The sequence below is a fragment of the Cytobacillus sp. T106 genome (assembly GCF_040492155.1).
In the GTDB taxonomy this organism is placed as follows: Bacteria; Bacillota; Bacilli; order Bacillales; family Cytobacillaceae; genus Bacillus_AB; species Bacillus_AB infantis.
Window position 1 is genome coordinate 528,965 of the sequence record NZ_JBEUMK010000001.1, and the last position, 23,388, is coordinate 552,352.

The 23,388-nt window shown below is 47.5% G+C and carries 18 protein-coding genes; 16 read left to right on the forward strand and 2 right to left on the reverse strand.

The features are described from left to right. The first annotated feature begins 56 nt into the window (after nucleotides 1–56). From ahrC to ABU165_RS02660, 5 genes are all read left to right on the forward strand, one after another. Complete coding sequence (gene ahrC, locus ABU165_RS02640; protein WP_009794964.1) at nucleotides 57–506, forward strand: transcriptional regulator AhrC/ArgR; 450 nt, start codon at nucleotides 57–59, stop codon at nucleotides 504–506. Nucleotides 507–521: 15 nt separating this feature from the next. After that, the gene (gene recN, locus ABU165_RS02645) at nucleotides 522–2,213 is read left to right on the forward strand and encodes a DNA repair protein RecN (RefSeq protein ID WP_318059525.1); all 1,692 of its coding nucleotides are present in this window, start codon (nucleotides 522–524) and stop codon (nucleotides 2,211–2,213) included. Nucleotides 2,214–2,325: 112 nt separating this feature from the next. Further along, entirely contained in the window at nucleotides 2,326–3,621 is a 1,296-nt protein-coding gene (gene spoIVB, locus ABU165_RS02650) for a SpoIVB peptidase (RefSeq protein ID WP_009794966.1), read from the forward strand. Nucleotides 3,622–3,888: 267 nt separating this feature from the next. Then, a complete protein-coding gene (spo0A, locus tag ABU165_RS02655; protein ID WP_009794968.1) occupies nucleotides 3,889–4,677 on the forward strand; it encodes a sporulation transcription factor Spo0A in 789 nt (262 codons plus the stop codon). Between the two features lie 234 nt (nucleotides 4,678–4,911). After that, nucleotides 4,912–6,486 carry a flagellar assembly protein A gene (locus ABU165_RS02660; protein WP_318059524.1) on the forward strand — a complete coding sequence of 525 codons (1,575 nt, stop codon included), beginning with the start codon at nucleotides 4,912–4,914 and terminating at the stop codon, nucleotides 6,484–6,486. 7 nt (nucleotides 6,487–6,493) lie between these two features. Here the strand turns inward: ABU165_RS02660 and ABU165_RS02665 are convergent, their stop codons facing one another. Together ABU165_RS02665 and ABU165_RS02670 are read right to left on the reverse strand one after the other, a co-directional pair. Then, a complete protein-coding gene (locus tag ABU165_RS02665) occupies nucleotides 6,494–6,628 on the reverse strand; it encodes a YycC family protein (RefSeq protein WP_009794970.1) in 135 nt (44 codons plus the stop codon). A gap of 154 nt (nucleotides 6,629–6,782) precedes the next feature. After that, complete coding sequence (locus tag ABU165_RS02670) at nucleotides 6,783–7,043, reverse strand: DUF2627 domain-containing protein (RefSeq protein WP_009794971.1); 261 nt, start codon at nucleotides 7,041–7,043, stop codon at nucleotides 6,783–6,785. Nucleotides 7,044–7,190: 147 nt separating this feature from the next. On the opposite strand from ABU165_RS02670, the gene ABU165_RS02675 reads away from it, so the two are divergent. From ABU165_RS02675 to meaB, 11 genes are all read left to right on the forward strand, one after another. Next, a complete protein-coding gene (locus ABU165_RS02675; protein ID WP_318059523.1) occupies nucleotides 7,191–9,269 on the forward strand; it encodes a sigma 54-interacting transcriptional regulator in 2,079 nt (692 codons plus the stop codon). 134 nt (nucleotides 9,270–9,403) lie between these two features. Further along, nucleotides 9,404–10,306 carry a phosphate butyryltransferase gene (gene yqiS / locus ABU165_RS02680; protein WP_318059633.1) on the forward strand — a complete coding sequence of 301 codons (903 nt, stop codon included), beginning with the start codon at nucleotides 9,404–9,406 and terminating at the stop codon, nucleotides 10,304–10,306. Nucleotides 10,307–10,337: 31 nt separating this feature from the next. Beyond that, the gene (bcd, locus tag ABU165_RS02685) at nucleotides 10,338–11,432 is read left to right on the forward strand and encodes a branched-chain amino acid dehydrogenase (protein ID WP_022544175.1); all 1,095 of its coding nucleotides are present in this window, start codon (nucleotides 10,338–10,340) and stop codon (nucleotides 11,430–11,432) included. A 130-nt stretch (nucleotides 11,433–11,562) separates the two neighbouring features. Then, entirely contained in the window at nucleotides 11,563–12,669 is a 1,107-nt protein-coding gene (gene buk / locus ABU165_RS02690; protein WP_009794975.1) for a butyrate kinase, read from the forward strand. An 11-nt stretch (nucleotides 12,670–12,680) separates the two neighbouring features. Continuing rightward, nucleotides 12,681–14,102 (forward strand): dihydrolipoyl dehydrogenase, encoded by a 1,422-nt coding sequence (lpdA, locus tag ABU165_RS02695; RefSeq protein ID WP_009794976.1) that lies wholly within the window; start codon nucleotides 12,681–12,683, stop codon nucleotides 14,100–14,102. A gap of 231 nt (nucleotides 14,103–14,333) precedes the next feature. Then, nucleotides 14,334–15,329, forward strand: a complete 996-nt coding sequence (locus ABU165_RS02700) for a thiamine pyrophosphate-dependent dehydrogenase E1 component subunit alpha (protein ID WP_094767094.1) — start codon at nucleotides 14,334–14,336, stop codon at nucleotides 15,327–15,329. A 12-nt stretch (nucleotides 15,330–15,341) separates the two neighbouring features. Further along, nucleotides 15,342–16,325, forward strand: a complete 984-nt coding sequence (locus tag ABU165_RS02705; RefSeq protein WP_009794978.1) for an alpha-ketoacid dehydrogenase subunit beta — start codon at nucleotides 15,342–15,344, stop codon at nucleotides 16,323–16,325. Between the two features lie 254 nt (nucleotides 16,326–16,579). Beyond that, nucleotides 16,580–17,884, forward strand: coding sequence for a dihydrolipoamide acetyltransferase family protein (locus ABU165_RS02710; protein WP_148949109.1), 1,305 nt, complete (start codon nucleotides 16,580–16,582; stop codon nucleotides 17,882–17,884). A 192-nt stretch (nucleotides 17,885–18,076) separates the two neighbouring features. After that, on the forward strand, nucleotides 18,077–19,936 hold the full coding sequence (locus ABU165_RS02715) for a methylmalonyl-CoA mutase family protein (RefSeq protein WP_318059522.1): 1,860 nt from the start codon (nucleotides 18,077–18,079) through the stop codon (nucleotides 19,934–19,936). Further along, entirely contained in the window at nucleotides 19,929–22,124 is a 2,196-nt protein-coding gene (gene scpA, locus ABU165_RS02720; RefSeq protein WP_009794982.1) for a methylmalonyl-CoA mutase, read from the forward strand. The genes ABU165_RS02715 and scpA overlap by 8 nt, the downstream gene beginning before the upstream one ends. Beyond that, a complete protein-coding gene (gene meaB, locus ABU165_RS02725; RefSeq protein WP_318059521.1) occupies nucleotides 22,124–23,245 on the forward strand; it encodes a methylmalonyl Co-A mutase-associated GTPase MeaB in 1,122 nt (373 codons plus the stop codon). The genes scpA and meaB overlap by 1 nt, the downstream gene beginning before the upstream one ends. Nucleotides 23,246–23,388 lie beyond the last annotated feature (143 nt).

The window sequence follows — 23,388 nt, forward strand, 5'->3', positions numbered from 1 at the left end:
AAATCGGCTAACATATGGATAGAAATCAGGTTTCGACTGCCTATAGAGGTGATAAAGTGAATAAAGGACAACGACATATCAAAATAAGAGACATCATAGCCAATAATGATATTGAAACACAGGATGATCTTGTGGACGAGCTGAAAAATGCCGGTTTTAATGTGACCCAGGCAACTGTGTCAAGAGATATAAAAGAGCTTCATCTTGTAAAAGTTCCTTTAATGGATGGAAGATATAAATACAGCCTGCCGGCGGATCAAAGGTTCAATCCGCTGCAGAAACTAAAACGCAATTTAATGGATGCTTTTGTCCGGATTGATACTGCCGGCCATTTGCTTGTTATGAAAACGCTGCCCGGGAATGCGATGGCAATCGGCGCACTGATAGACAATCTTGACTGGGAAGAAATTCTCGGTACGATTTGCGGCGACGATACCTGCCTGATCATCTGCAAAACACCTGAAGATACTGAAGTGATATCCAACCGCTTCATCGATATGCTTTAAATGGGGTGAAATTCTTTGCTAAGTGAATTATCCATTAAAAATTTCGCTATTATAGAAGCCCTTTCTGTTTCATTTGAAAAGGGCTTAACTGTATTGACTGGGGAAACGGGCGCAGGCAAATCGATCATCATCGATGCCATCCACCTTTTAGTGGGCGGACGGGGGTCTTCGGAGTTTGTCCGGCACGGCGAGCAGAAAGCTGAGATCGAGGGTCTTTTCCAAATAGACGGCCAGGATCATCCCTGTTATAAAAAATCAAGGGAATTTGGGATTGACATCGAGGACGGGATGGTGGTCCTTCGCCGGGATATCTCACGGACAGGCAAGAGTGTATGCCGGGTCAATGGAAAGCTGGTGACCATTTCTGCACTCCGGGAAATCGGATCTACTATCATCGACATCCATGGACAGCATGAGCACCAGGAATTGATGGATGAAACCCTGCATTTATCCTTGCTTGACCAGTTTGGCTCTGAGGAAATCATGCCGGCCCTGCATGAATACCGGGAAGTATTCCAATCTTATGAACAAACAGCCAAAAAGCTCAAGAATTTGAGTGAGAACGAACAGCAGATGGCCCACAGGCTTGATCTGATTCAATTTCAGCTGGAGGAAATTGAGGGAGCCGGGCTGAAAATCAACGAAGACGAAGAGCTTTATGAAGAAAAAACGAAGCTGGGGAACTTCGAAAGGATTTATGACAGCATGCAGGCTGGCTATACTGCTCTTCAAGGGGAGCAAAAGGGGCTGGACTGGATCGGCCTTGTTATGGGCCATCTGCAGGAAGCAGCTGATCTGGATCCTGAATATAAGGAAATGGCAGATGCTGTATCCAACAGTTTTTATATGCTTGAGGATGTTTCAAGCAGTCTGAGGAGCAAGCTTGATTTTCTTGAATATGATCCTGCCAGGCTGAATGAGATTGAAGAAAGGCTGACAGAAATCAATCAGCTCAAAAGGAAATACGGCAAGACAATCGAGGAAATCCTTGAATATGCATCAGGGATAGAAGAAGAAATTGAGACATTGCAGAATAAGGAAACACATATTGATCAGCTTCAAAAGGAGCTTTCTTCCCTTCAAAAGGATTTAAGCCTTGAAGCCGAGCAATTAAGCAGGCTTCGGAGAAAGAGCGCCAAAAAGCTGACCTCTCTCATCCATAAGGAACTGAAAGAGCTGTATATGTCGAAAACGGTGTTCGAAGTAAAATTTGAGGAATTGTCCAGCCGGGGCTACCATCGCAACGGTGCTGACAAGATAGAATTTTATATATCCACCAATCCGGGCGAGCCGCTCAAGCCCCTTTCCAAAGTCGCCTCGGGCGGTGAGCTGTCCAGAATCATGCTGGCTTTGAAAAGCATCTTCTCGAAGCATCAGGGGGTCACATCGATTATCTTTGATGAGGTTGACACAGGGGTCAGCGGACGCGTCGCACAGGCAATCGCTGAGAAGATTCACCATGTTTCAAGGGATTCACAGGTTCTCTGTATTTCCCACCTTCCACAGGTTGCTGCAATGGCAGATACACATTTGTTCATCGCAAAGTCTACGCGTGATGGAAGAACTAAAACAACAGTGAAACCGCTCAATTCCGAGGATAAAATCAAGGAAATCGGCCGGATGATATCCGGGGTGGAAATCACTGATTTGACGAAAGAGCATGCTAAGGAATTGCTCCAGCTTGCCCAGCAAATAAAAATAACTTGAAAAGCTATCCAAAGAGGGTAGCTTTTTTTATATGGCCAAAGGTTATAAGTTCTCACTAAGGAGGCAAAATTAAAGATGTAGCCATTTGACGTGTGGACTAGAAGCGAGGAGAGTGAAGGTTTTGAATTTAGAGCTACTAAGAAGAATAATTGGTGGAATTCTCCTTGTTTCATTAATTGCAGCAGGGTTTTCCAAACCCTTTCAAGAATATATCAGCATTCCCAAAGAGATTACCCTATTTGAAGGTGAAACATACAATTTCAGCAAGGCGGCACCTGTGTCTGCGTCAATGAAAACAGAAGCGGCGGCAGCTCTCAAGCAGGAGGGAAGCGAGGTTGCCGTAAAGGGAAAGAAAATTGGAAAAGACGAAATGCTGCTTGAACTGGCAGGATTTCCAGTTAAAAAAGTTGATGTGAATGTATTGAGGGATTTTAAGGTCATTCCCGGAGGCCAGTCAATCGGGGTTAAACTGAATACGGTCGGGGTGCTGGTTGTCGGCCATCACCTTGTGGATGCAAAAGACGGCAAAGCTTCCCCCGGCGAAACTGCAGGGATTAAAGTAGGAGATATCATCACGCAGATAAACGGACAAAATATTGAGAAGATGTCCGATGTGGCACCCTTTGTCCAGGAAGCCGGACAGACGGGCAAGGCAATGAAGATCACACTTACAAGGGAAAATGGCAAAATCAGCACCGAACTGACACCCCTTAAAGATAAGGCGGAAAATAATTTTAAACTGGGCCTGTATATTAGGGATTCTGCAGCCGGAATCGGCACCATGACCTTTTATCATCCAGGTTCTATGAAGTATGGGGCCCTCGGCCATGTTATAAGTGATATGGATACAAAAAAACCGATCGTGGTCGATGATGGACAAATTGTCCGTTCGACTGTTACATCCATTGAAAAAGGAAGCAACGGAAATCCAGGCGAAAAGCTCGCAAGATTTTCTTCAGATAAACAGGTTATTGGGAATATTAAAAGAAACAGTCCCTTTGGCATTTTTGGCGAACTGAACAGGGGCATGAAAAACGGCGTGCTTGACAAGCCGATGCCTATAGCGCTTTCGCATCAGGTGAAAGAGGGGCCGGCCCAGATTCTTACGGTTGTAGATGATGACGAGGTAGACCTGTTTGATATTGAAATTGTCAGCACTATACCACAGAAGTTCCCTGCAACAAAAGGGATGGTCATCAAAGTGACAGATCCTGAACTGCTGGATAAAACAGGAGGTATTGTTCAGGGGATGAGCGGGAGCCCGATCATTCAGAACGAAAAGGTTGTCGGGGCAGTCACGCACGTATTCGTGAATGATCCTACCAGCGGGTACGGAGTCCATATCGAGTGGATGCTCAATGAAGCAGGAATAGATATTTATGAAAAAAGCGAAGAAAAAGCAAGCTGAAATGTGTGGAGGAAGAAGGCGTGCACGGGGCCTTCTTTTTTCTTTTGTGAGCTCTAAAGAAAAATCGACAAAAACCAGCCAAATGATCAATGTATATGCGAATAAAGTCGAATGAGGAAGAAAACAGAAGAAAAATAAAGGTTTTATCAGGTTTTTAAGAAAAATTCAAAAAACAAAAGGAATTTCGTTTGCATTGTCGAATTTGTCATTTAGAATAGAACTAGATAGAAAAAGAGACCACAAATGGATTTGAGGAGGAAACAATACGTGAGAAAAATAAAAGTATGTATCGTGGATGACAATCGCGAGCTTGTCGGGCTTCTGGAGGAATATATCGCATCCCAGGATGATATGGAAGTGAGCGGGGTGGCCCATAATGGCCAGGAATGCCTGGAGGTACTGGAAGAAACTGAACCGGACGTTCTAGTCCTTGATATAATCATGCCGCATCTGGATGGGCTTGGAGTGCTTGAAAAGCTGCGTGAATCACGGAGATCATCGATGCCGAATGTCATCATGCTTACAGCTTTCGGCCAGGAGGATGTTACGAAAAAAGCGGTGGATCTTGGGGCTTCCTATTTCATCCTCAAACCATTTGATATGGAGAATCTCGCCGGCCATATCCGCCAGGTAAGCGGCAAGTCCAACCCGGTCATCCGCAAGTCCCAGTCATCCGCCTACAGAAGCCAAGAATCCAAGCCTAAAAATCTTGATGCAAGCATCACAAGCATCATTCATGAAATTGGTGTGCCTGCCCACATTAAAGGTTATTTATACTTGCGCGAAGCAATATCCATGGTCTATAACGATATTGAACTGCTCGGATCCATTACAAAGGTTCTTTACCCGGATATCGCCAAAAAGTATAATACCACTGCCAGCAGGGTGGAAAGGGCAATCCGCCATGCGATCGAGGTAGCATGGAGCAGGGGGAATATCGATAGCATTTCTTCTCTTTTCGGCTACACTGTAAGCATGACAAAAGCCAAGCCCACCAACTCGGAATTCATCGCGATGGTTGCTGATAAACTGCGCCTGGAGCATAAAGCTTCTTGAAAGGGCTAGGCATTTTTAAGGTTTTTTTAATTTATGCCGCGACTGCCTGAAAGAAGGCCTTAAAAATGAAATCATATACTTTTAAAGGAGAGCATTCCATTCTGGGGTGCTTTTTATTTTGGCTAAAAGGACAGGATAATGGCAAATATTCTGTTAGTTTATGAAGGAACCTGCCAAAATGCCTATTTTTCCGCTATAATGAATACAAATGCCTGCTGGAAAGGGAATAGTCCTATGGAAATATTTTCTGATGAGTCGCTAAGAATTGAATGTGAAGCAGATGAAGTTTATATAACTGTTCTCAGAAAAGGCTATTCTTTAAAAAGTCTGGAAAAAGAACTGTTAAATTTTCCGAGAATTTCAATTACAAAATTTATGGTACTGAAAGAGGCGCTTGAACTGGCCGATTCAGGAAGGAAGCTTATTGGCGCACTGAAACCCCTGGCAGCTGTAAGCCTTAGCAGGGACATGATGGAAGCAAAGCTCCGGCTGAACTGCACGGAAGCTTATTTCAATGCAGAATTTAAGGCTATAGCCGATCAAATAGCCTTACAGCTTCAGGAACTCGGGGTGGAACATGCGATTGAGGAGGATGTGCTGAGAAGCGTCCCTGTGCAAAAGGAAGCTGTCATTGCAAAGGGCCTTCCTCCCCGGCATGGAAGCGATGCTGTCATCTGCTATTTTGAGCAGAGTGAAAGGAAGCCCGCCATAAGGGAAGACGGCACCGCGAATTATTATGATATGAACTTCATTGATGAGGTTCAGGAAGGGGATTGGCTCGGCGAGAAAATTCCTGCAGAAGAAGGGGTTTTTGGTGAAACGCTGACAGGAGATCCGGTTCCTCCGTTAAAAGGAAAAGATAAAAAACTGCTTTATGACAAAAAGACGGTAAAAGCTTGTGAAGAGGACGGTAAAATGGTGCTGAGGGCGTTATGCGACGGTGTTGTCACATTCCGGGGCGGCAAGGTATCTGTAGGCCGCCATCTAGTCATAGAAGGCGATGCAGGCCCTGAAACAGGCAATATCGAATTTGATGGAAGCATTACAGTCAGGGGTATTGTCAAGCCGGGCTACAGCGTCAATGCTTCTCTTGACATTTCTATTTTAGGAGAACTCGGCATCAGCGGGTTTAAAGAAATCGTTTCGGAAAAAGGGGATATTTTCATTAAAGGAGGCGCGTTCGGCCAGGGATCCGGCATGATAAAGGCGGGAAAGAATATTTATATAAAGCATTCTAATGAATGCAGCCTGACAGCAGGCGGTGATATTCATATCGGCTATTATTCGATCGGCGGAATCCTGAAAGGAAGAAACATCTTTGCGGATGAAAGAAAAGGAAAGCTGATAGGAGGCCTGATAGAGGCTAAAGGAAGGGTGCAGGCCGGCATCATCGGAAACAGGCTGGAAAGGAAAACGATTATACAGATTGAAGGATTTGACAGAAATACAGTCAACGAAGAGCTTGAGACACTCCTTCTTGCATACCGAAAAAGGGCCGCTGAAATGGAAAAAGGCAAAAAGCAGCTTGAAATCTTCGAACAATACATAAATCAGCTGAGCGACAAGCAGCAGAAGCAGTATGAACAGACATTAAGCCTGTTTGAGAGGCAGATGGAGGAAATCGCCGTACTTGACCATCAAAGGAAGATATTGACGGGCCTGCTTGAGACGAAGGGTGAAGGGGAAGTATCCATCCTGCAGGTCGCATATCCGGAAACGCAGCTCCAGATTAAAAGCCAATCAAGAAAGCTGGATACTTCAGTCAGGGGCACCTTCTATGCTGTCAGGAACAGCATGCATTTCGAATAGTCCTCAATCAATTCTTTTTTTCAAGTTCCATCATCTTCTGTATTAAAATATGCTGGGGCATGTGCATGATTTGCTCTAGTGGAACATTGAGCTTCTCGGCAAGCTTGATTGCCGTTTCGGGGGAAATCTGCAATGGCTTCATCTCCGTCCCTCCTTTCTGAATATCAGCAGCAAATGATAAATTTCCAATAATAATACTTATCTGCAAAGAACAGCACCCCGGCAGCGAACGGGGTGCTGTTCTTTATATAACGGGAATGAAATATTCTGTGCTCCCGGGTTGCCTGTGTAAATAATCAATCAGCCTTTTTAGCCTGGATCCTCTCTCTTCTAAAACGGTCCTGCACCTTATTCCTTTTTCGGTCGCGGTACAGTATGAAGCCGGCGACAAACCCCAGCCCCAGCAAAAAGAAAAGCAGGCCGGCCAGGAATTGAAGCCATAAATAGGGGAAAGGGCTTTGGAGAATGCCAAATACCATATCCCTCATCAGTTTAACACCAATGGCAGCAATAAAGCCGGGTATCAATAAAACAACTAATGCAGCGATTCTTATCATATTTTGCCCCTTATTTAAAAAAGTCTCTTCATCGGTAATGATAAATTATAGAAGAAATTTGTCAAGCATGGAGAAAATAATTACAATAGTATTGAAAGATCTTGCAGACTATCAGTGAAAAAATCTTCGTACAAGAGAGGGATAGCCATGCAGACAGTTATGATAGTCGGTGCCGGAAAAGGCGGAACGGCCATTTTGCGGCTCCTGAGAGAAACGGCGGTCCTTGATGTATCGGCAGTTGTCGATATCAATGACAATGCTCCGGGAATCCAGCTTGCACGCCTGGAAGGGATTCGGACCGGTCCCGATTGGAGAGAATACATAAAAGAAGATCCAGATATCATCATTGAAGTGACGGGTGAAGAGAAGGTTTTTATCGATCTCAGGGAAGCACGGTCGAAAAATACAGTGCTTATTCCCGGAAGTGTAGCCTTTCTTATCAGCAAGCTGCTTGAGGAAAAAGAAGAGCTTATTGAGGAATTCAAAAATGAAACATATAAGCATGACCTGATTTTCAATTCTACGGACGATGGAATGGTCGTTGTCAATGGAGAAGGCCGGATCATCCTCTTTAATCGAAGCGCTGAAAGGATGACAGGCATCCCAGGCGGAAAGGCAATCGGAAAACACGTACTTGATGTGATACCAGGCAGCTGCCTTCCGAGGGTACTGGAAACGAAAAGGACAGAGCTGAATCAGGAGCTTGTGCTTGCGAATGGACTGGAAATCATAACGACCAGGATACCGATGATTGGGGAAAAGGGAGAGATGATCGGTGCGTTCTCTGTTTTTAAGGATATTACCGAAGTAGTCAATCTCGCCGAAGAAATCACAAACCTGAAAGAAATACAAACCATGCTCCAGGCTATCATCCAATCAAGCGATGAAGCGATTTCGGTGGTGGATGAAAATGGAAAGGGGCTGCTGATCAATCCGGCTTATACAAGGATCACTGGACTGACAGAGGAGCAGGTAATCGGACAGCCGGCAACGGCAGATATTTCTGAAGGAGAAAGTGTACATATGAAGGTCCTTCAGTCGAGAAGGGCAGTAAGGGGGGCGGCGATGAGAGTCGGCCCCGGCAAAAAGGAAGTGGTTGTCAATGTCGCTCCGGTAATTGTGGACGGCAAGCTGAAGGGCAGCGTAGGTGTCATCCATGATATGTCAGAAATCAAAAGCCTGAACAGGGAACTTACTAGGGCACGGCAAATTATCCGTACGCTTGAAGCAAAATATTCTTTTGAGGATATTATCGGCACATCCGAAGAAATGACATTGGCGATTGAGCAGGCAAAGCTGGGGGCTAAAACGCCGGCAACCATTCTTCTCAGGGGAGAGTCCGGAACGGGCAAGGAATTGTTTGCCCATGCCATCCACAATGCTAGCGGGAGAAAATACAATAAATTTATAAGGGTCAATTGTGCGGCCTTGTCGGAAACCCTGCTGGAAAGCGAGCTTTTTGGCTACGAGGAGGGCGCCTTTTCCGGCGCCAAACGGGGAGGGAAGCGCGGCCTGTTTGAAGAGGCCCATAACGGCAGTATTTTCCTCGATGAAATTGGCGAAATGACAGCCAATACACAGGCCAAGCTGCTAAGGGTGCTGCAGGAGAATGAGATCACAAGAGTTGGCGGCACTAAGCCGATTCCGATAAATGTAAGGATCATTGCTGCGACCAATGTAAATCTGGAAAAGGGGATTGCTGCCGGCACTTTCCGTGAGGATTTATATTACCGGATAAACAGGATGCCGATACATATTCCTCCTTTAAGGAATAGAAAGCAGGATATTCCACAGCTCTGCAGCAGGCTGATCCAGAAGATCAATCAGGAATATGGGCGCAATGTCGATAAGGCTTCGGAAGAGGCTATATCAGCACTTATGTCCTATGACTGGCCGGGCAATGTAAGGGAACTGGATAATATTCTGGGGCGCGCCATTATTTTTATGGGCTATCATGAAACGGAAATTGAAGTAAGGCATCTTCCTGAAATGATTTTGAAGCAGCATAAGGGTGAAACGCCAGCCAGTTCAGTTCCGGAAGAATATGGCGGGAATGACGCCCCGCTTGCCGAGCTTGTCGAAAACTTTGAAGCCTCCATGATTAAAAGGGCCCTGGATAAGCATAATGGCAATAAAACGGCAGCTGCCAAAAGCCTGGGATTGTCTGTCCGGAATTTGTATTATAAGCTTGAAAAATATAACCTTGCAAATAATGGCGTGCAATAATTTTCATAGCGTGAAAAATTCTGCAGGTTCTTTAGTGGGATGAATAAAGCGTTTTCAGTAAATGTGGGCTGGCACATTTCTTGCATAATATAATATTGGTGTCGCAGCATTTGATTAAAGGGGTTGAAAACAAATTGAGGTTGAGCTCGCTCATAGAAAAAGCAGTAGGAAACAGAAAACAGACAGTCGCAGTTGCCGCAGCAGAAGACCATGAAGTAATGGACGCAGTAGCGGAAGCGGCCAAGCGCAATTTGGCTCATTTTAAATTATTCGGCGACGGAGAAGCAATTGAAGAACTGATCTATAATAGAAATCTTGCGGCTGCGGGTGGAAGGATAGAAGTCATCCATACACGAACAGCAGAAGCAGCAGCTGAAATGGCTGTAAGGGCAGTAAGCCAAAAAGAAGCCAGTGTGCTGATGAAAGGCAATCTTTCAACTTCGATCATATTAAAAGCAGTGCTTAATAAAGATTATGGGCTTAGAACGGGCAGTGTCCTTTCCCATGCAGCTGTTTTTGAAGTGCCTGGCTACGACAGGCTCATCATCATTACGGATGCTGCCATGAATATTGCGCCGGATTTGAAACAGAAAGAGCAAATCATTAATAATACAGTCAAGATTGCGAGAAGCATAGGCATCGACAATCCAAAGGTGGCTCCGATTGCTGCCGTTGAAACGGTCAATCCTTCTATGCAGGCAACTTTGGATGCTGCCGCTCTGGCCATGATGAATAAAAGGGGCCAGATCAGAAACTGCATTGTTGACGGCCCGCTTGCACTGGATAATGCAATCTCGCCAGCGGCAGCCGAGCATAAAGGAATCAGCAGCGAAGTTGCAGGAAATGCAGATATACTGCTTGTCCCTGCTATTGAGACAGGCAATGCTTTATATAAATCGCTTATGTATTTCGCAGGTGCAAAGGTCGGGGCAGTCATTGCAGGCGCCAAAGCGCCGATTGTCCTGACATCACGGGCTGATTCGGCAGATAGCAAGCTGAACTCACTCGCTTTGGCCCTTTGCTCTGCATCATCTTAATTTTTTTGAAAAACAGGGGAGGAATATTAAAATGGAACTATTCAAATATATGGAGACTTATGATTATGAGCAGCTTGTATTCTGTCAGGATAAACAATCAGGACTGAAGGCAATCATCGCCATCCATGATACAACTCTTGGACCGGCTCTCGGCGGTACGCGCATGTGGACGTATGAGTCTGAAGAGGCGGCAATTGAAGATGCCCTGCGCCTGGCCAGGGGGATGACTTATAAGAATGCAGCAGCCGGCCTGAATCTGGGCGGAGGCAAAACGGTCATCATCGGAGATCCCCGCAAGGATAAGAATGAGGAGCTGTTCCGTGCGTTCGGCCGCTATATCCAAGGGCTGAACGGCCGTTATATTACTGCCGAGGATGTAGGCACAACGGTAGCAGACATGGATATGATCCATGAGGAAACAGATTATGTCACGGGCATTTCACCGGCTTTCGGTTCTTCCGGAAATCCTTCACCGGTCACGGCATACGGCGTATATCGCGGAATGAAGGCAGCTGCAAAAGAAGCTTTCGGCAGCGATTCACTGGAAGGGAAAGTCATTGCCGTGCAGGGAGTAGGAAATGTGGCATTCAATCTTTGCCGCCATCTGCATGAAGAAGGCGCAAGTCTGATTGTGACTGATATCAACAAAGAGGCAGTTCAGCGCGCAGTTGATGAGTTCGGTGCAAAGGCAGTGAATCCGGATGAGATTTACGGAGTAGAATGTGACATCTATGCACCATGTGCCCTGGGAGCTGTCATCAATGATTCAACCATACCTCAGCTGAAGGCCAAGGTAATTGCCGGTGCAGCCAACAACCAGCTGAAAGATACTGCTCACGGTGATCTGATCCATGAAATGGGAATCGTCTATGCCCCTGATTATGTCATCAATGCCGGCGGGGTCATCAATGTAGCTGACGAGCTGTACGGGTATAACCGCGACAGGGCTATGAAAAAAGTTGAGACCATTTACAACAATATTGAAAAAGTAATTGAAATCGCCAAAAGAGACGCTATTCCTACTTATAAGGCCGCTGACCGTATGGCTGAGGAAAGAATTGAAAGAATGCGTAATTCACGGAGCCAATTTCTTCAGAACGGGCACCACATCCTTAGCAGGCGCTAACCCGGGGACTGCTGAAAAAGGACAACAAGAGCGCTGAATAATTTATTCAGCCTCTTTGATTTTAATGATATAGCAGCATATCCAGCGGCTATAATGATAGAAAGAGACAATCTGAATTGGAGGTTTAATCTTGCAGGTACACAACCATCGAATTCTCGTAATCAACCCAGGTTCAACTTCCACGAAAATCGGAGTATTCGATAATGATATATCCATTTTTGAAAAGACGATCCGCCATGATTCCGGGGAAATCAATTCATTTGAAAAAATCATCGATCAATATGCCTTCAGGAAAAGGACAATCCTCGAAGCACTGGACCAAGAAGGCATGAATATTTCCAAGCTTGATGCCGTCTGCGGGCGCGGCGGTCTTCTGCGGCCGATCGAGGGGGGCACATACGGGGTAAATGAAGAGATGCTCCGCGATCTGAGGGAAGGCTATTCAGGCCAGCACGCATCCAATCTCGGCGGGATCATTGCCTTCGAAATAGCGTCAGGCCTTAACATTCCTTCTTATATAGTAGATCCTGTCGTAGTGGACGAGCTTGAAGATATTGCGAGGATTTCAGGATTTGCCCTGATCGAAAGAAAGAGCATCTTCCATGCCCTTAATCAGAAAGCGGTAGCCAGACGGGTCGCTAAAAAGCTGGGCAGGAAATATGAAGATTTAAATCTGATCGTTGCCCATATGGGCGGCGGGATCACTGTGGGCGTCCATAAGATGGGAAAAGTCGCTGATGTGAACAACGGGCTTCATGGAGATGGCCCATTCAGCCCGGAAAGGGCAGGCACCGTCCCGGCAGGAGATCTGGTGGACCTTTGTTTTTCAGGGGACTTCTATCGCGATGAAATCATGAAAAAGCTTGTTGGCCAGGGCGGCCTTGTCGGTTATTTGGGGACGAACGATGCGGTCGAGGTCGAAAAAATGATTGAAAAGGGCAGTGAAGAAGCTAAGCTGGTCTACTCCGCGATGGCCTATCAGGTCGCCAAGGAGATTGGATCTGCAGGTGCAGCCCTATCCGGCAGGGTGGATGCCATTATTTTGACAGGCGGACTAGCCTACGGGAAGGAATTCATCAAGGATATAAGCAGCCGGATCAATTGGATAGCGGATGTCATTGTGCAGCCTGGTGAGAACGAGCTTCAGGCACTGGCAGAAGGAGCCCTGAGGGTGCTGCGCGGCGAGGAAGCAGAAAAGAATTATCCCGGCTCGGAAAAAAATAAAGCAACGGTTTAGGAGGAATAGAATTGGCACAAGAATACGACTTAGTCATACTCGGCGGAGGCACAGGGGGCTATGTAGCCGCCATCCGCGCTTCACAGCTGGGCCTAAAGACGGCAGTTGTCGAAAAAGGGAAACTGGGGGGCACTTGCCTCCATAACGGATGCATCCCGAGCAAGGCGCTCCTTAGAAGTGCAGAAGTATATGCCACCGCCCGCCATGCTGAAGAGTTCGGCGTTTTAACAGGAGATGTTTCGGTCAACTTCGGCAAGGTGCAGGAAAGGAAAAACAAGATTATTGACCAGCTCCATAAAGGTGTCCAGCATCTGATGAAGCAAGGGAAAATCGATGTCTTCGAAGGTCTTGGCAGAATCCTGGGCCCATCCATTTTTTCTCCTATGCCGGGAACCATTTCAGTTGAAATGAACAATGGCAGCGAGAATGAAATGCTGATCCCAAAAAACGTCATCGTATCCACGGGGTCCCGCCCGCGGACGCTCCCTGGACTCGAAATAGATGGAACCCAGGTGATGACATCTGACGAAGCACTCGAGATGACCGAGATTCCAAAGTCTATTATTATTGTAGGCGGCGGAGTAATTGGCATTGAGTGGGCTTCCATGCTTTCCGATTTCGGATCAGAAGTTACAGTCATCGAGTATGCAGACCGCATCATTCCAACAGAAGATAGGGAGATCTCCAAGGAAATGCAGCGGCTGATGAAGAAAAAAGGCGTTAAGTTTGCTGTTGGGGCCAAGGTCCTTCCAGAAACGCTCCAAAAAGGTGAAGAAGTGAAAATTTCTGCTGAAATTAAAGGCGAGAAGAAGGAATTCTCTGCTGAAAAGCTCCTCGTTTCTGTGGGCCGCCAGGCTAATACGGAAGGCATCGGTCTTGAAAACACCGACATCCAGATTGAAAAAGGGTTTATTTCGGTCAATGAATATTTTCAGACAAAAGAATCGCATATCTACGCAATTGGCGATGTCATCGGCGGACTGCAGCTCGCCCATGTGGCTTCCCATGAAGGAATCACTGCAGTGGAGCATATCGCAAATGAAAATCCTTCACCGCTGGATTACAGCCTGATATCCAAATGCATATACAGCTCACCTGAAGCTGCGAGTGTGGGGCTGACAGAGGATGAAGCAAAGGAAAAGGGCCATGATGTAAAGACAGGCAAATTCTCCTTCCGTGCTATCGGCAAAGCCCTTGTGTTCGGGGAATCGGACGGTTTCGTCAAAATTGTCGCTGATAAAGAAACAGATGATATCCTTGGTGTCCATATGATCGGCCCTCATGTAACAGATATGATTTCCGAGGCCGGACTGGCAAAGGTGCTGGATGCTACACCATGGGAAGTAGCTCACACCATCCATCCGCACCCAACCCTTTCCGAAGCCATCGGAGAAGCAGCCCTCGCAGTAGACGGCAAAGCTATACATGGCTAGAAAAGCGGAGGCGGCTTGCCCAGAGCCGACAAGCATAAGACGCCCAAGAATAAAAGGCGTTCTTTGCCTTTAATTCTTGGGTGGCTTATGACTCGAGGCTCTAGCCGCCGGAGCTGGACAGAAAGAAAAGCGGAGGATGTTTACCCGCTTATATCTGATTTTATAAGATCATTAACAGCAAAAAGGAGTCTCGCGCTCCTGCTACATATTGAATTTTGAGGAGGCAAACAAATGGCTGAAAATCGTCATAAAGATTTAGGGCTAAGCGATGATAAGGTATTGGAAATGTATGAGACCATGCTGCTTGCCCGCCGGATTGATGAGCGGATGTGGCTTTTAAATCGTGCAGGCAAAATCCCCTTCGTTATATCCTGCCAGGGGCAGGAGGCAGCACAGGTAGGCGCTGCTTTCGCCCTTGACACTGATAAGGATTATGTACTGCCATACTATCGCGATATGGGCGTAGTGCTTACATTCGGGATGACGGCAACAGAGCTGATGCTGTCAGGTTTTGCAAAGGCTGAAGATCCGAACTCGGGAGGCCGTCAGATGCCGGGCCACTTTGGGCAGAAGAGAAACAGAATCGTAACGGGCTCATCCCCAGTTACAACACAGGTTCCTCATGCTGTAGGAATTGCCCTTGCAGGAAAGATGGAAGGAAAGGACCTTGTAACCTTCACTACCTTTGGAGAAGGATCCTCCAATCAGGGTGACTTCCATGAAGGTGCAAACTTTGCAGGGGTCCATAAGCTCCCTGTCATTTTCATGTGTGAAAATAACAAATATGCCATTTCCGTCCCGATTGAAAAACAGCTGGCATGCGAAAATGTTGCCGACCGTGCTGTCGGCTATGGGATGCCTGGCGTGACTGTTGACGGCAATGACCCGCTTGAAGTATACAAGGCTGTGAAGGAAGCTGCCGACCGCGGCCGCCGCGGAGAAGGTCCTACACTTGTTGAAACAGTATCATACAGGCTGACACCGCACTCATCAGACGATGATGACCGCAGCTACCGTGCACCGGATGAAGTGGCTGAAGCAAAGACAAAGGATCCGATCATCACTTTTGGCGCTTATCTGAAGGAAACAGGCCTCATGAATGATGAGCTGGAAAAAGAAATCAATGACCGGGTGATGAAACTGGTTAATGAAGCAACTGAATATGCAGAAAACGCACCGTATGCTGATCCGGAACATGCGATGAAATATGTCTATGCTGAGAAGTAAGGGGGAAAGAAAATGGCTGTAATTTCTTATATTGATGCCGTAACTATGGCAATCCGCGAAGAAATGGAAAGAGATTCAAAAGTATTTGTTCTAGGGGAAGACGTTGGGAAAAAAGGCGGAGTATTTAAAGCGACTCAAGGCCTGTATGAAAAATTTGGCGAGGAACGCGTAATCGATACCCCGCTTGCTGAATCTGCCATCGCGGGTGTTGGAATTGGTGCAGCGATGTACGGAATGCGCCCGATTGCAGAAATGCAATTTGCCGATTTCATCATGCCTGCCGTTAACCAGATCATTTCGGAAGCTGCCAAGATCCGCTACCGTTCAAACAATGACTGGAACTGCCCGATGGTCATCCGTGCCCCATACGGCGGGGGAGTCCATGGTGCCCTTTACCATTCCCAGTCAGTTGAAGCCGTATTTGCCAATCAGCCAGGACTGAAGATTGTCATGCCTTCTACTCCTTATGATGTAAAAGGGCTGCTGAAGGCAGCTATCCGGGATGAAGATCCGGTCCTGTTCTTCGAGCATAAGCGGGCATACCGCCTGATCAAGGGCGAAGTCCCAGATGATGATTATGTGCTTCCAATCGGCAAGGCAGATGTGAAGAGGGAAGGCGAAGACATCACAGTCATCACTTATGGCCTTTGTGTTCACTTTGCCCTCCAGGCTGCAGAGAGACTTGCGAAGGATGGTATTTCTGCACATATCCTTGATTTGAGGACTGTTTATCCGCTTGATAAGGAAGCAATCATTGAAGCTGCTTCCAAAACAGGAAAAGTGCTTCTCCTTACAGAAGATAATTTAGAAGGAAGCATTATGAGCGAAGTGTCTGCCATTATCGCCGAAAACTGCCTGTTTGAACTTGACGCGCCAATCAAGCGCCTTGCAGGGCCTGATATCCCGGCAATGCCATATGCGCCAACGATGGAAAAATACTTCATGGTCAACCCTGACAAAGTAGAAAAAGCCATGAGAGAACTCGCTGAGTACTAAGAAAAGCGGAGGCGACTGTTCAGAATTAAGGAACGCAGGCTAAAAACGCCACGTCCTGTGGCAACGCCTGCATGACCCGCGTCCTGCGGGCCCAGCATAAGACGAGCAGGACGGAAGGTTGTTCTTTAACCTTCTGGCCTGATTGGCTTATGACTCGAGCACCTAGGAGCCGGAGCTGGACAGGAAGAAAAGCGGAGGGCGCTGCCTTAGCAGCGCCGCCCATAAAATATCTATAGCAATGGAGGGTATGCCAATTGGCTATTGAACAAATAAAAATGCCGCAGCTTGGTGAGAGTGTGACAGAGGGCACTATCTCCAAGTGGCTTGTTTCTGTCGGCGATACAGTAAATAAATACGACCCTTTAGCTGAGGTCATGACAGACAAAGTGAATGCAGAAGTCCCATCTTCTTTTACCGGTGTAATAAAAGAACTGATTGCCGGGGAGGGAGACACACTTGCAGTGGGTGAAGTGATCCTGACGATTGAGGTTGAAGGCGGGAATACTGACGAGGCAGCTGGAAAAGAGAATTTCAAGACAGAAGAAAAGGCGGCATCTTCAGAAACAATGCTGGAAGAAAGCAGTCCATCCAAGGCAAGATATTCGCCTGCAGTGCTAAAGCTCTCCCAAGAGCACGGCATCGACCTGAACCTGGTGAACGGAACAGGTGCAGGAGGCCGCATTACAAGGAAGGATCTCCAGAAGCTGATTGATTCAGGGGATATTCCTCAGGCTGAGGCAAGGCAGGAAGAGCCGGCAGCCTCACAGAAGGCACAAGAGCCTGCTGCACAGACTCAGGTTCAAGCTGAGCCGGCAGCAAAGCAGCCAGCTGCTGCGCCAAATGTTCCAGTCATGCCTGGTGATATAGAAATTCCGGTAACAGGTGTCCGTAAGGCAATTGCCGCAAATATGCTCCGAAGCAAGCATGAAGCACCGCATGCGTGGACAATGATGGAAGTGGATGTTACGAATCTTGTCGACTACCGCAACTCCATCAAAAATGAATTCAAAACAAAGGAAGGATTCAACCTGACTTTCTTTGCATTCTTTGTCAAAGCAGTAGCCCAGGCCCTTAAGGAATATCCGCAGATTAATTCAATGTGGGCAGGGGACAAGATCATCCAGAAAAAAGATATTAATATCTCCATTGCAGTCGCAACAGACGATGCGCTTTTTGTGCCAGTAATCAAGCATGCTGATGAAAAAACGATCAAAGGCATCGGCCGTGAAATCGCAGAGCTTGCCGGCAAAGTGCGGAGCGGCAAGCTGACTTCAGCAGAAATGCAGGGCGGCACATTCACAGTCAATAATACCGGCTCATTTGGGTCTGTCCAGTCAATGGGCATCATCAACTATCCTCAGGCTGCAATCCTGCAGGTTGAATCGATTGTTAAGCGCCCGGTCGTCATGAACAATGGCATGATCGCAGTCCGGGATATGGTCAACCTTTGTATGTCGCTGGACCACCGTGTCCTTGATGGCCTTGTGTGCGGACGGTTTCTGCAGAGGGTTAAAGAGATACTTGAGAACACATCAAAAGAAAATACATCTGTCTATTAAGAAGAACGAAAGGCGCTGCAGTTTAATCAAGCTGCAGCGTTTTTTGGCTTTATTTGAAAAGGGAGAACGTCCTTTTGTCCTTCGTTGCCAGTTTAGCTCTTGTATACTACAATAATATTAGAAAAATAATTTAGAATATTGATGAATTTCAGTTCCTGGGAGGAGGGAAGCTGCTGTCACAAGCAGCGTTCTATGAGTTATCAAGAGATGGAGAAAATATCATTTCCCGAAAAAACGATGGAAGATTGGAAGCGGGCAGCAGAATCCGCTTTAAAAGGATGGGCGGCAGAGTCATTAGACCGGCTTACATATGAAAACATAAAATTGAAACCGCTTTATTCTGCAGAAACATCAGCCCTTACTCCAAAATCGCAATATCCGGGGCAGGAGGATTTCCGGCGGGGCATTGAACCTCTCGGCTACAGCAAAGCTGATTGGAAAATTGCCCAAAGGATTTCCGGAGAAACTGCAGAGGACCTGAAGCAGGAGTTAAAGCGGGCGCTGGAGAATGGCCAGAATGCTATTGTTCTTCCTGTTGAAGAGCATTTCCTTGAAAGCTTTGCGGGAATACTGGATGGAGCACATAGAGAATACCCTTTTGCCATCAATGCTGCGTGCAGCCAATCCAGCATGCTTGCTGTTCTGGAAAACCTGCCGCAATCTAAGGAGATACACGGTTATATAGGAAGGGACCCGCTGGCTGAAGCTGCATCAGAGGGTCTTCCAGGAGATCAAATGGTGGAAGGGCTTTATGATGATTGGGCGGTTACATTGGAGAAAGCGGGGGCTGAGATGCCGAAGCTTAGGACGATTCTTGCCGATGCTGTCCCTTATCATAATGGGGGAGCCCATGCTGCGCTTGAAGTGGCAGCTGCAGCCGCTGCAGCGACAGAGCATGTGAGCAGGCTTTTGGACCGCCATCTTTCCCTGGAGGATATACTTTCAAAATTGGTTTTCAGCTTCGCGTCAGGCGGAAACTTCTTTATGGAGATTGCCAAGCTGAGAGCCGCCAGAATTATATGGGGGAAAATCGCAGCTGCCTTCGGAGCACCAAAAGACATGCAAAAAATGGTCATTGCAGCAGAAACATCGTATTTCACAAAAACGATGGCTGATCCTTATGTCAATCTGCTTCGGTCAGGAAATGAAGCTTTTGCCGCGGTGATTGGAGGAGTCCAGTACCTGCAGGTGAGAGCATTTGATGAAGTTTTGGGGAGTTCAGGATCTTTTTCGCAGCGGCTTGCCCGCAATATACAGCTGCTTCTCAGAGAAGAGGCGCATCTTCTGAAGGTGGCAGACCCTTCAGGGGGATCCTGGTATATTGAAAGCCTGACAAATGAACTGGCGGAAAAAGCGTGGGATATCTTCCTTCAGATTGAATCCTTCGGCGGCATGGCTGATGCGCTGGAGAAAGGATGGATCCAGGAGCAGACAAGAGAAATCCTGGAGAAAAAGAAGCATGATGCCGAGACGAGGAAGAAAAGTATAATTGGCACAAATGTTTATGCGAATCTTGAGGATAAGCTGCCTGACAGGGGAGGCAGGCTTAAAGAGGGGGCTAACTCCGGCTGGACAATTAGGCCGCTTCACCAGGAGAGGCTATCAGCCACATTTGAGAATATCAGGACAAAGGCCCAGGAATTGAGACGCGGCGGCGGGCCATTGCAGGCGGGGCTGATTTCACTCGGGGAATTAAAGGAGCATAAAACAAGAACCGACTTTGCTGCCGGTTTTTTCGCTGCCGGGGGAATTGCTGCTGAACACAGCCCGGGTGTCAGTGGATTCCCTGATGCAGAAGCGCTCCTGGAAAGGGATTATACCTGCTATTGTATTTGCGGAACCAATCAGCAGTATGAGACGGCTGGCAAACAGCTGCTAAGAGAATTAAAGGAGAGGTATCCGGATTCGGTTGTTTACCTTGCGGGGCATCCCGATTCACCGGCGGAAGAATGGAGGGAGCTTGGCATTCATGACTTCATAACTGCCAAGAGCAATGTCTGTTCAATTCTTGGAAAGCTGCTAGAAGAAACAGAGGTGAAAATGAATGGCTAACAAACCGGATTTCAAGAGCATCAGTTTGTTCGGCGCAAGCCAAAAGGAAGCGGAATATGAGTGGAAGCAGGAGGCCGGCAGGCTGGCTGGAGGGGATGCCGGCAGCCTGCGGTTCGAGACCAATGAACATATTGGGATCAAGCCGCTGTATACGGAATCGGATATTAAAGGACTGGACCATCTGGATGATAAGCCCGGCCTTCCTCCGTACACAAGGGGTCCCTATGCGACCATGTATGTCAACAGGCCATGGACAGTCCGCCAGTATGCCGGCTTTTCAACAGCAGAAGAAAGCAATCAGTTTTACCGCAGAAACCTGGCCATGGGGCAAAAAGGACTATCGGTTGCTTTTGACCTGGCTACACACCGCGGCTATGATTCTGATCATCCGCGGGTGGTGGGGGATGTAGGAAAAGCGGGGGTGGCCATTGATTCAATCATTGACATGAAGACCCTGTTTGACGGGATTCCGCTTGACCAGATGTCTGTGTCGATGACGATGAACGGTGCTGTCCTGCCTGTTATGGCATTCTTTATTGTAACGGCCGAGGAGCAGGGTGTGAGCCAGGAAAAACTGTCAGGCACGATCCAGAACGATATTCTTAAGGAATATATGGTCCGCAATACATATATCTATCCGCCTGACATGTCGATGAAGATCATTGCGGATATCTTTGAATATACATCCCAGTATATGCCAAAGTTCAACTCTATCAGTATATCAGGCTACCATATGCAGGAGGCGGGAGCACCTGCAGACATTGAGCTCGCCTATACGCTTGCAGACGGGCTTGAATATGTCAGGACCGGGCTGAAGGCCGGAATCGGCATTGACTCTTTTGCCCCTCGGCTCTCCTTCTTTTGGGCAATTGGGATGAACTATTTTATGGAAGTGGCAAAAATGCGGGCGGCAAGGTATATCTGGGCGAAAATGATGAAATCCTTCGATCCGCAAAATCCGAAATCCATGGCTTTGCGGACGCATTCCCAAACATCGGGGTGGAGCCTCACAGAGCAGGATCCATTCAATAACGTAACAAGGACGCTGATAGAAGCCCATGCTGCGGCGATGGGGCATACCCAGTCGCTTCATACGAACGCACTGGATGAAGCCATCGCGCTCCCGACTGATTTTTCCGCAAGGATTGCCCGCAATACCCAGCTCTACCTGCAGGAAGAGACAGGCATCACGGATGTGATCGACCCATGGGGAGGATCTTATTATGTAGAATCTTTGACCAATGAGCTGATCCAAAAGGCGTGGCAGCATATTGAAGAGATTGAGAGCCTTGGAGGCATGGCCAAAGCTATTGAAACCGGTCTTCCGAAAATGAGGATTGAAGAAGCGGCTGCCAGGAGGCAGGCCCAGATTGACAGCAGGAAAGAAACCATTGTCGGAGTGAATAAATACAGGCTTGAAAAAGAAGACCCGATCGACATACTTGATATTGATAATACAGCCGTAAGGCTTAAGCAATTGGATAAGCTTGAAAAGCTGAAGAACACAAGGGACAGTGAAAAAGCTGCCGCGGCGCTTGAAGCCCTGGCGAAAGCTGCAGATACAGGAGAAGGGAACCTTTTAGATCTTGCCGTGAAGGCTGCCAGGGCCAGAGCGACTCTTGGGGAGATCTCTTTTGCTATCGAAAAGTCAGCGAGGCGCCATAAAGCAGTCATTCGTTCTATCAGCGGCGTGTACAGTTCTGCTTTTACCAATGAAGAAGAAATTGCCGAGGTGAAGAGCCTTACGGACGGGTTTCTTGAAAATGAAGGAAGGCGCCCGAGAATCCTTATTGCCAAGATGGGCCAGGATGGCCATGACAGGGGAGCGAAGGTAATTGCCACGGCATTTGCAGACTTGGGCTTTGATGTGGATATCGGACCGCTTTTCCAGACTCCGGCTGAAACAGCTCTTCAGGCAGTGGAGAATGATGTTCATGTGATTGGCATGAGCTCGCTTGCAGCCGGCCATAAAACACTTCTTCCACAGCTGGTTGAAGAGCTAAAAAAGCTGGGCAGGGAGGATATACTCGTCATTATCGGGGGAGTGATACCAGCTCAGGATTATCAATATTTATACGATAACGGGGCATCCGCCATTTTTGGGCCTGGGACGGTCATTCCTGCCGCTGCCCAGAAAGTCGTGCAGGAGATTTACAGAAAGCTTGGCTATGAGGAAGTGGCTGAATAATGAAGGACAAGAAGCCGAGCTGGCATGATGGCAGGCCGCCAGACCTTTTCTCCACTTCCCTTCGTGAGGGGAAGGAGATGGCTGCTCCCCAGCCTTTTGTACAGAAGGGCCCGAAATTCCAAAAAAAGAAGTCGGACCCTCTGTCGGCGGATGAGCTGAAGAAGGGGATCCTTTCAGGAAACAGGAGCCTTCTGGCAAAAGCAATCACGCTGGTTGAGAGCAATGCAGAGCGCCATTTCAGAACTGCTCAGGAATTGCTGCAGGAGGTTCTTCCCCACACCGGCAATTCGATCAGAATCGGCATTACTGGAGTGCCCGGGGCAGGAAAGAGCACCTTTATCGAGGCGTTTGGGAGCCTTCTTTGCGGGCAAGGGCATTCAGTGGCAGTGCTGGCTGTCGATCCGAGCTCAAGCATCAGCGGCGGAAGCATTCTTGGCGATAAAACGCGGATGGAAAATCTCTCGAGAAATCCAAATGCCTTTATCAGGCCATCAGCTGCAGGTGGCAAGCTTGGCGGCGTGCACCGGAAAACCCGGGAGACCATGCTTTTGTGCGAGGCGGCAGGCTATGATGTGATTATTGTTGAAACAGTCGGGGTTGGCCAAAGCGAAATCATTGTCAGGGAAATGGTCGATTTCTTTATGCTGCTTGTCCTGACCGGGGCCGGAGATGAACTCCAGGGGATGAAAAAAGGCATTATGGAAATTGCAGATGCCATCATCGTCAATAAAGCAGACGGTGCTAATGAACCCCAGGCACTGAAGACAAGAGAAGAATATTCACGCATTGTCCATTTTCTTCAGCCGGCTACAAAGGGCTGGGAAACGAAAGCTCATTCCTGCTCTGCCCTGACCGGCAAAGGCATCCTGGAAATTTGGGAAGAGATTAAAAGCTTTAAGGACTCTGCCTCCCATTCCGGCGTGTTCAGCCAGAGAAGGGGGGAGCAGTCGAAGGAATGGATAAACAGCATGATCATGGATCAGCTTCAATTTAGCTTCTTCCAGCATCCAGAGGTCAGAAAAGAGCTGCCGCAAATGGAAAATGAAGTGATCTCCGGCGGAAGGACGGTTGCTTCTGCCGTTGAGCATTTATTTGCTCTTTTTAAAGAGGCGAGAGAATAAAAAAGCGGCCGGTGTTCAACGGAACACCGGCCATATCTAGGGAGTTTAGGGGTATGGATCTAGCTGTACTGTTATCATTCCCCAATATCTGGCTAATAAACTTTATTTTAGAATTTTATTGGATTTTAGTGGGCGGATTTTAT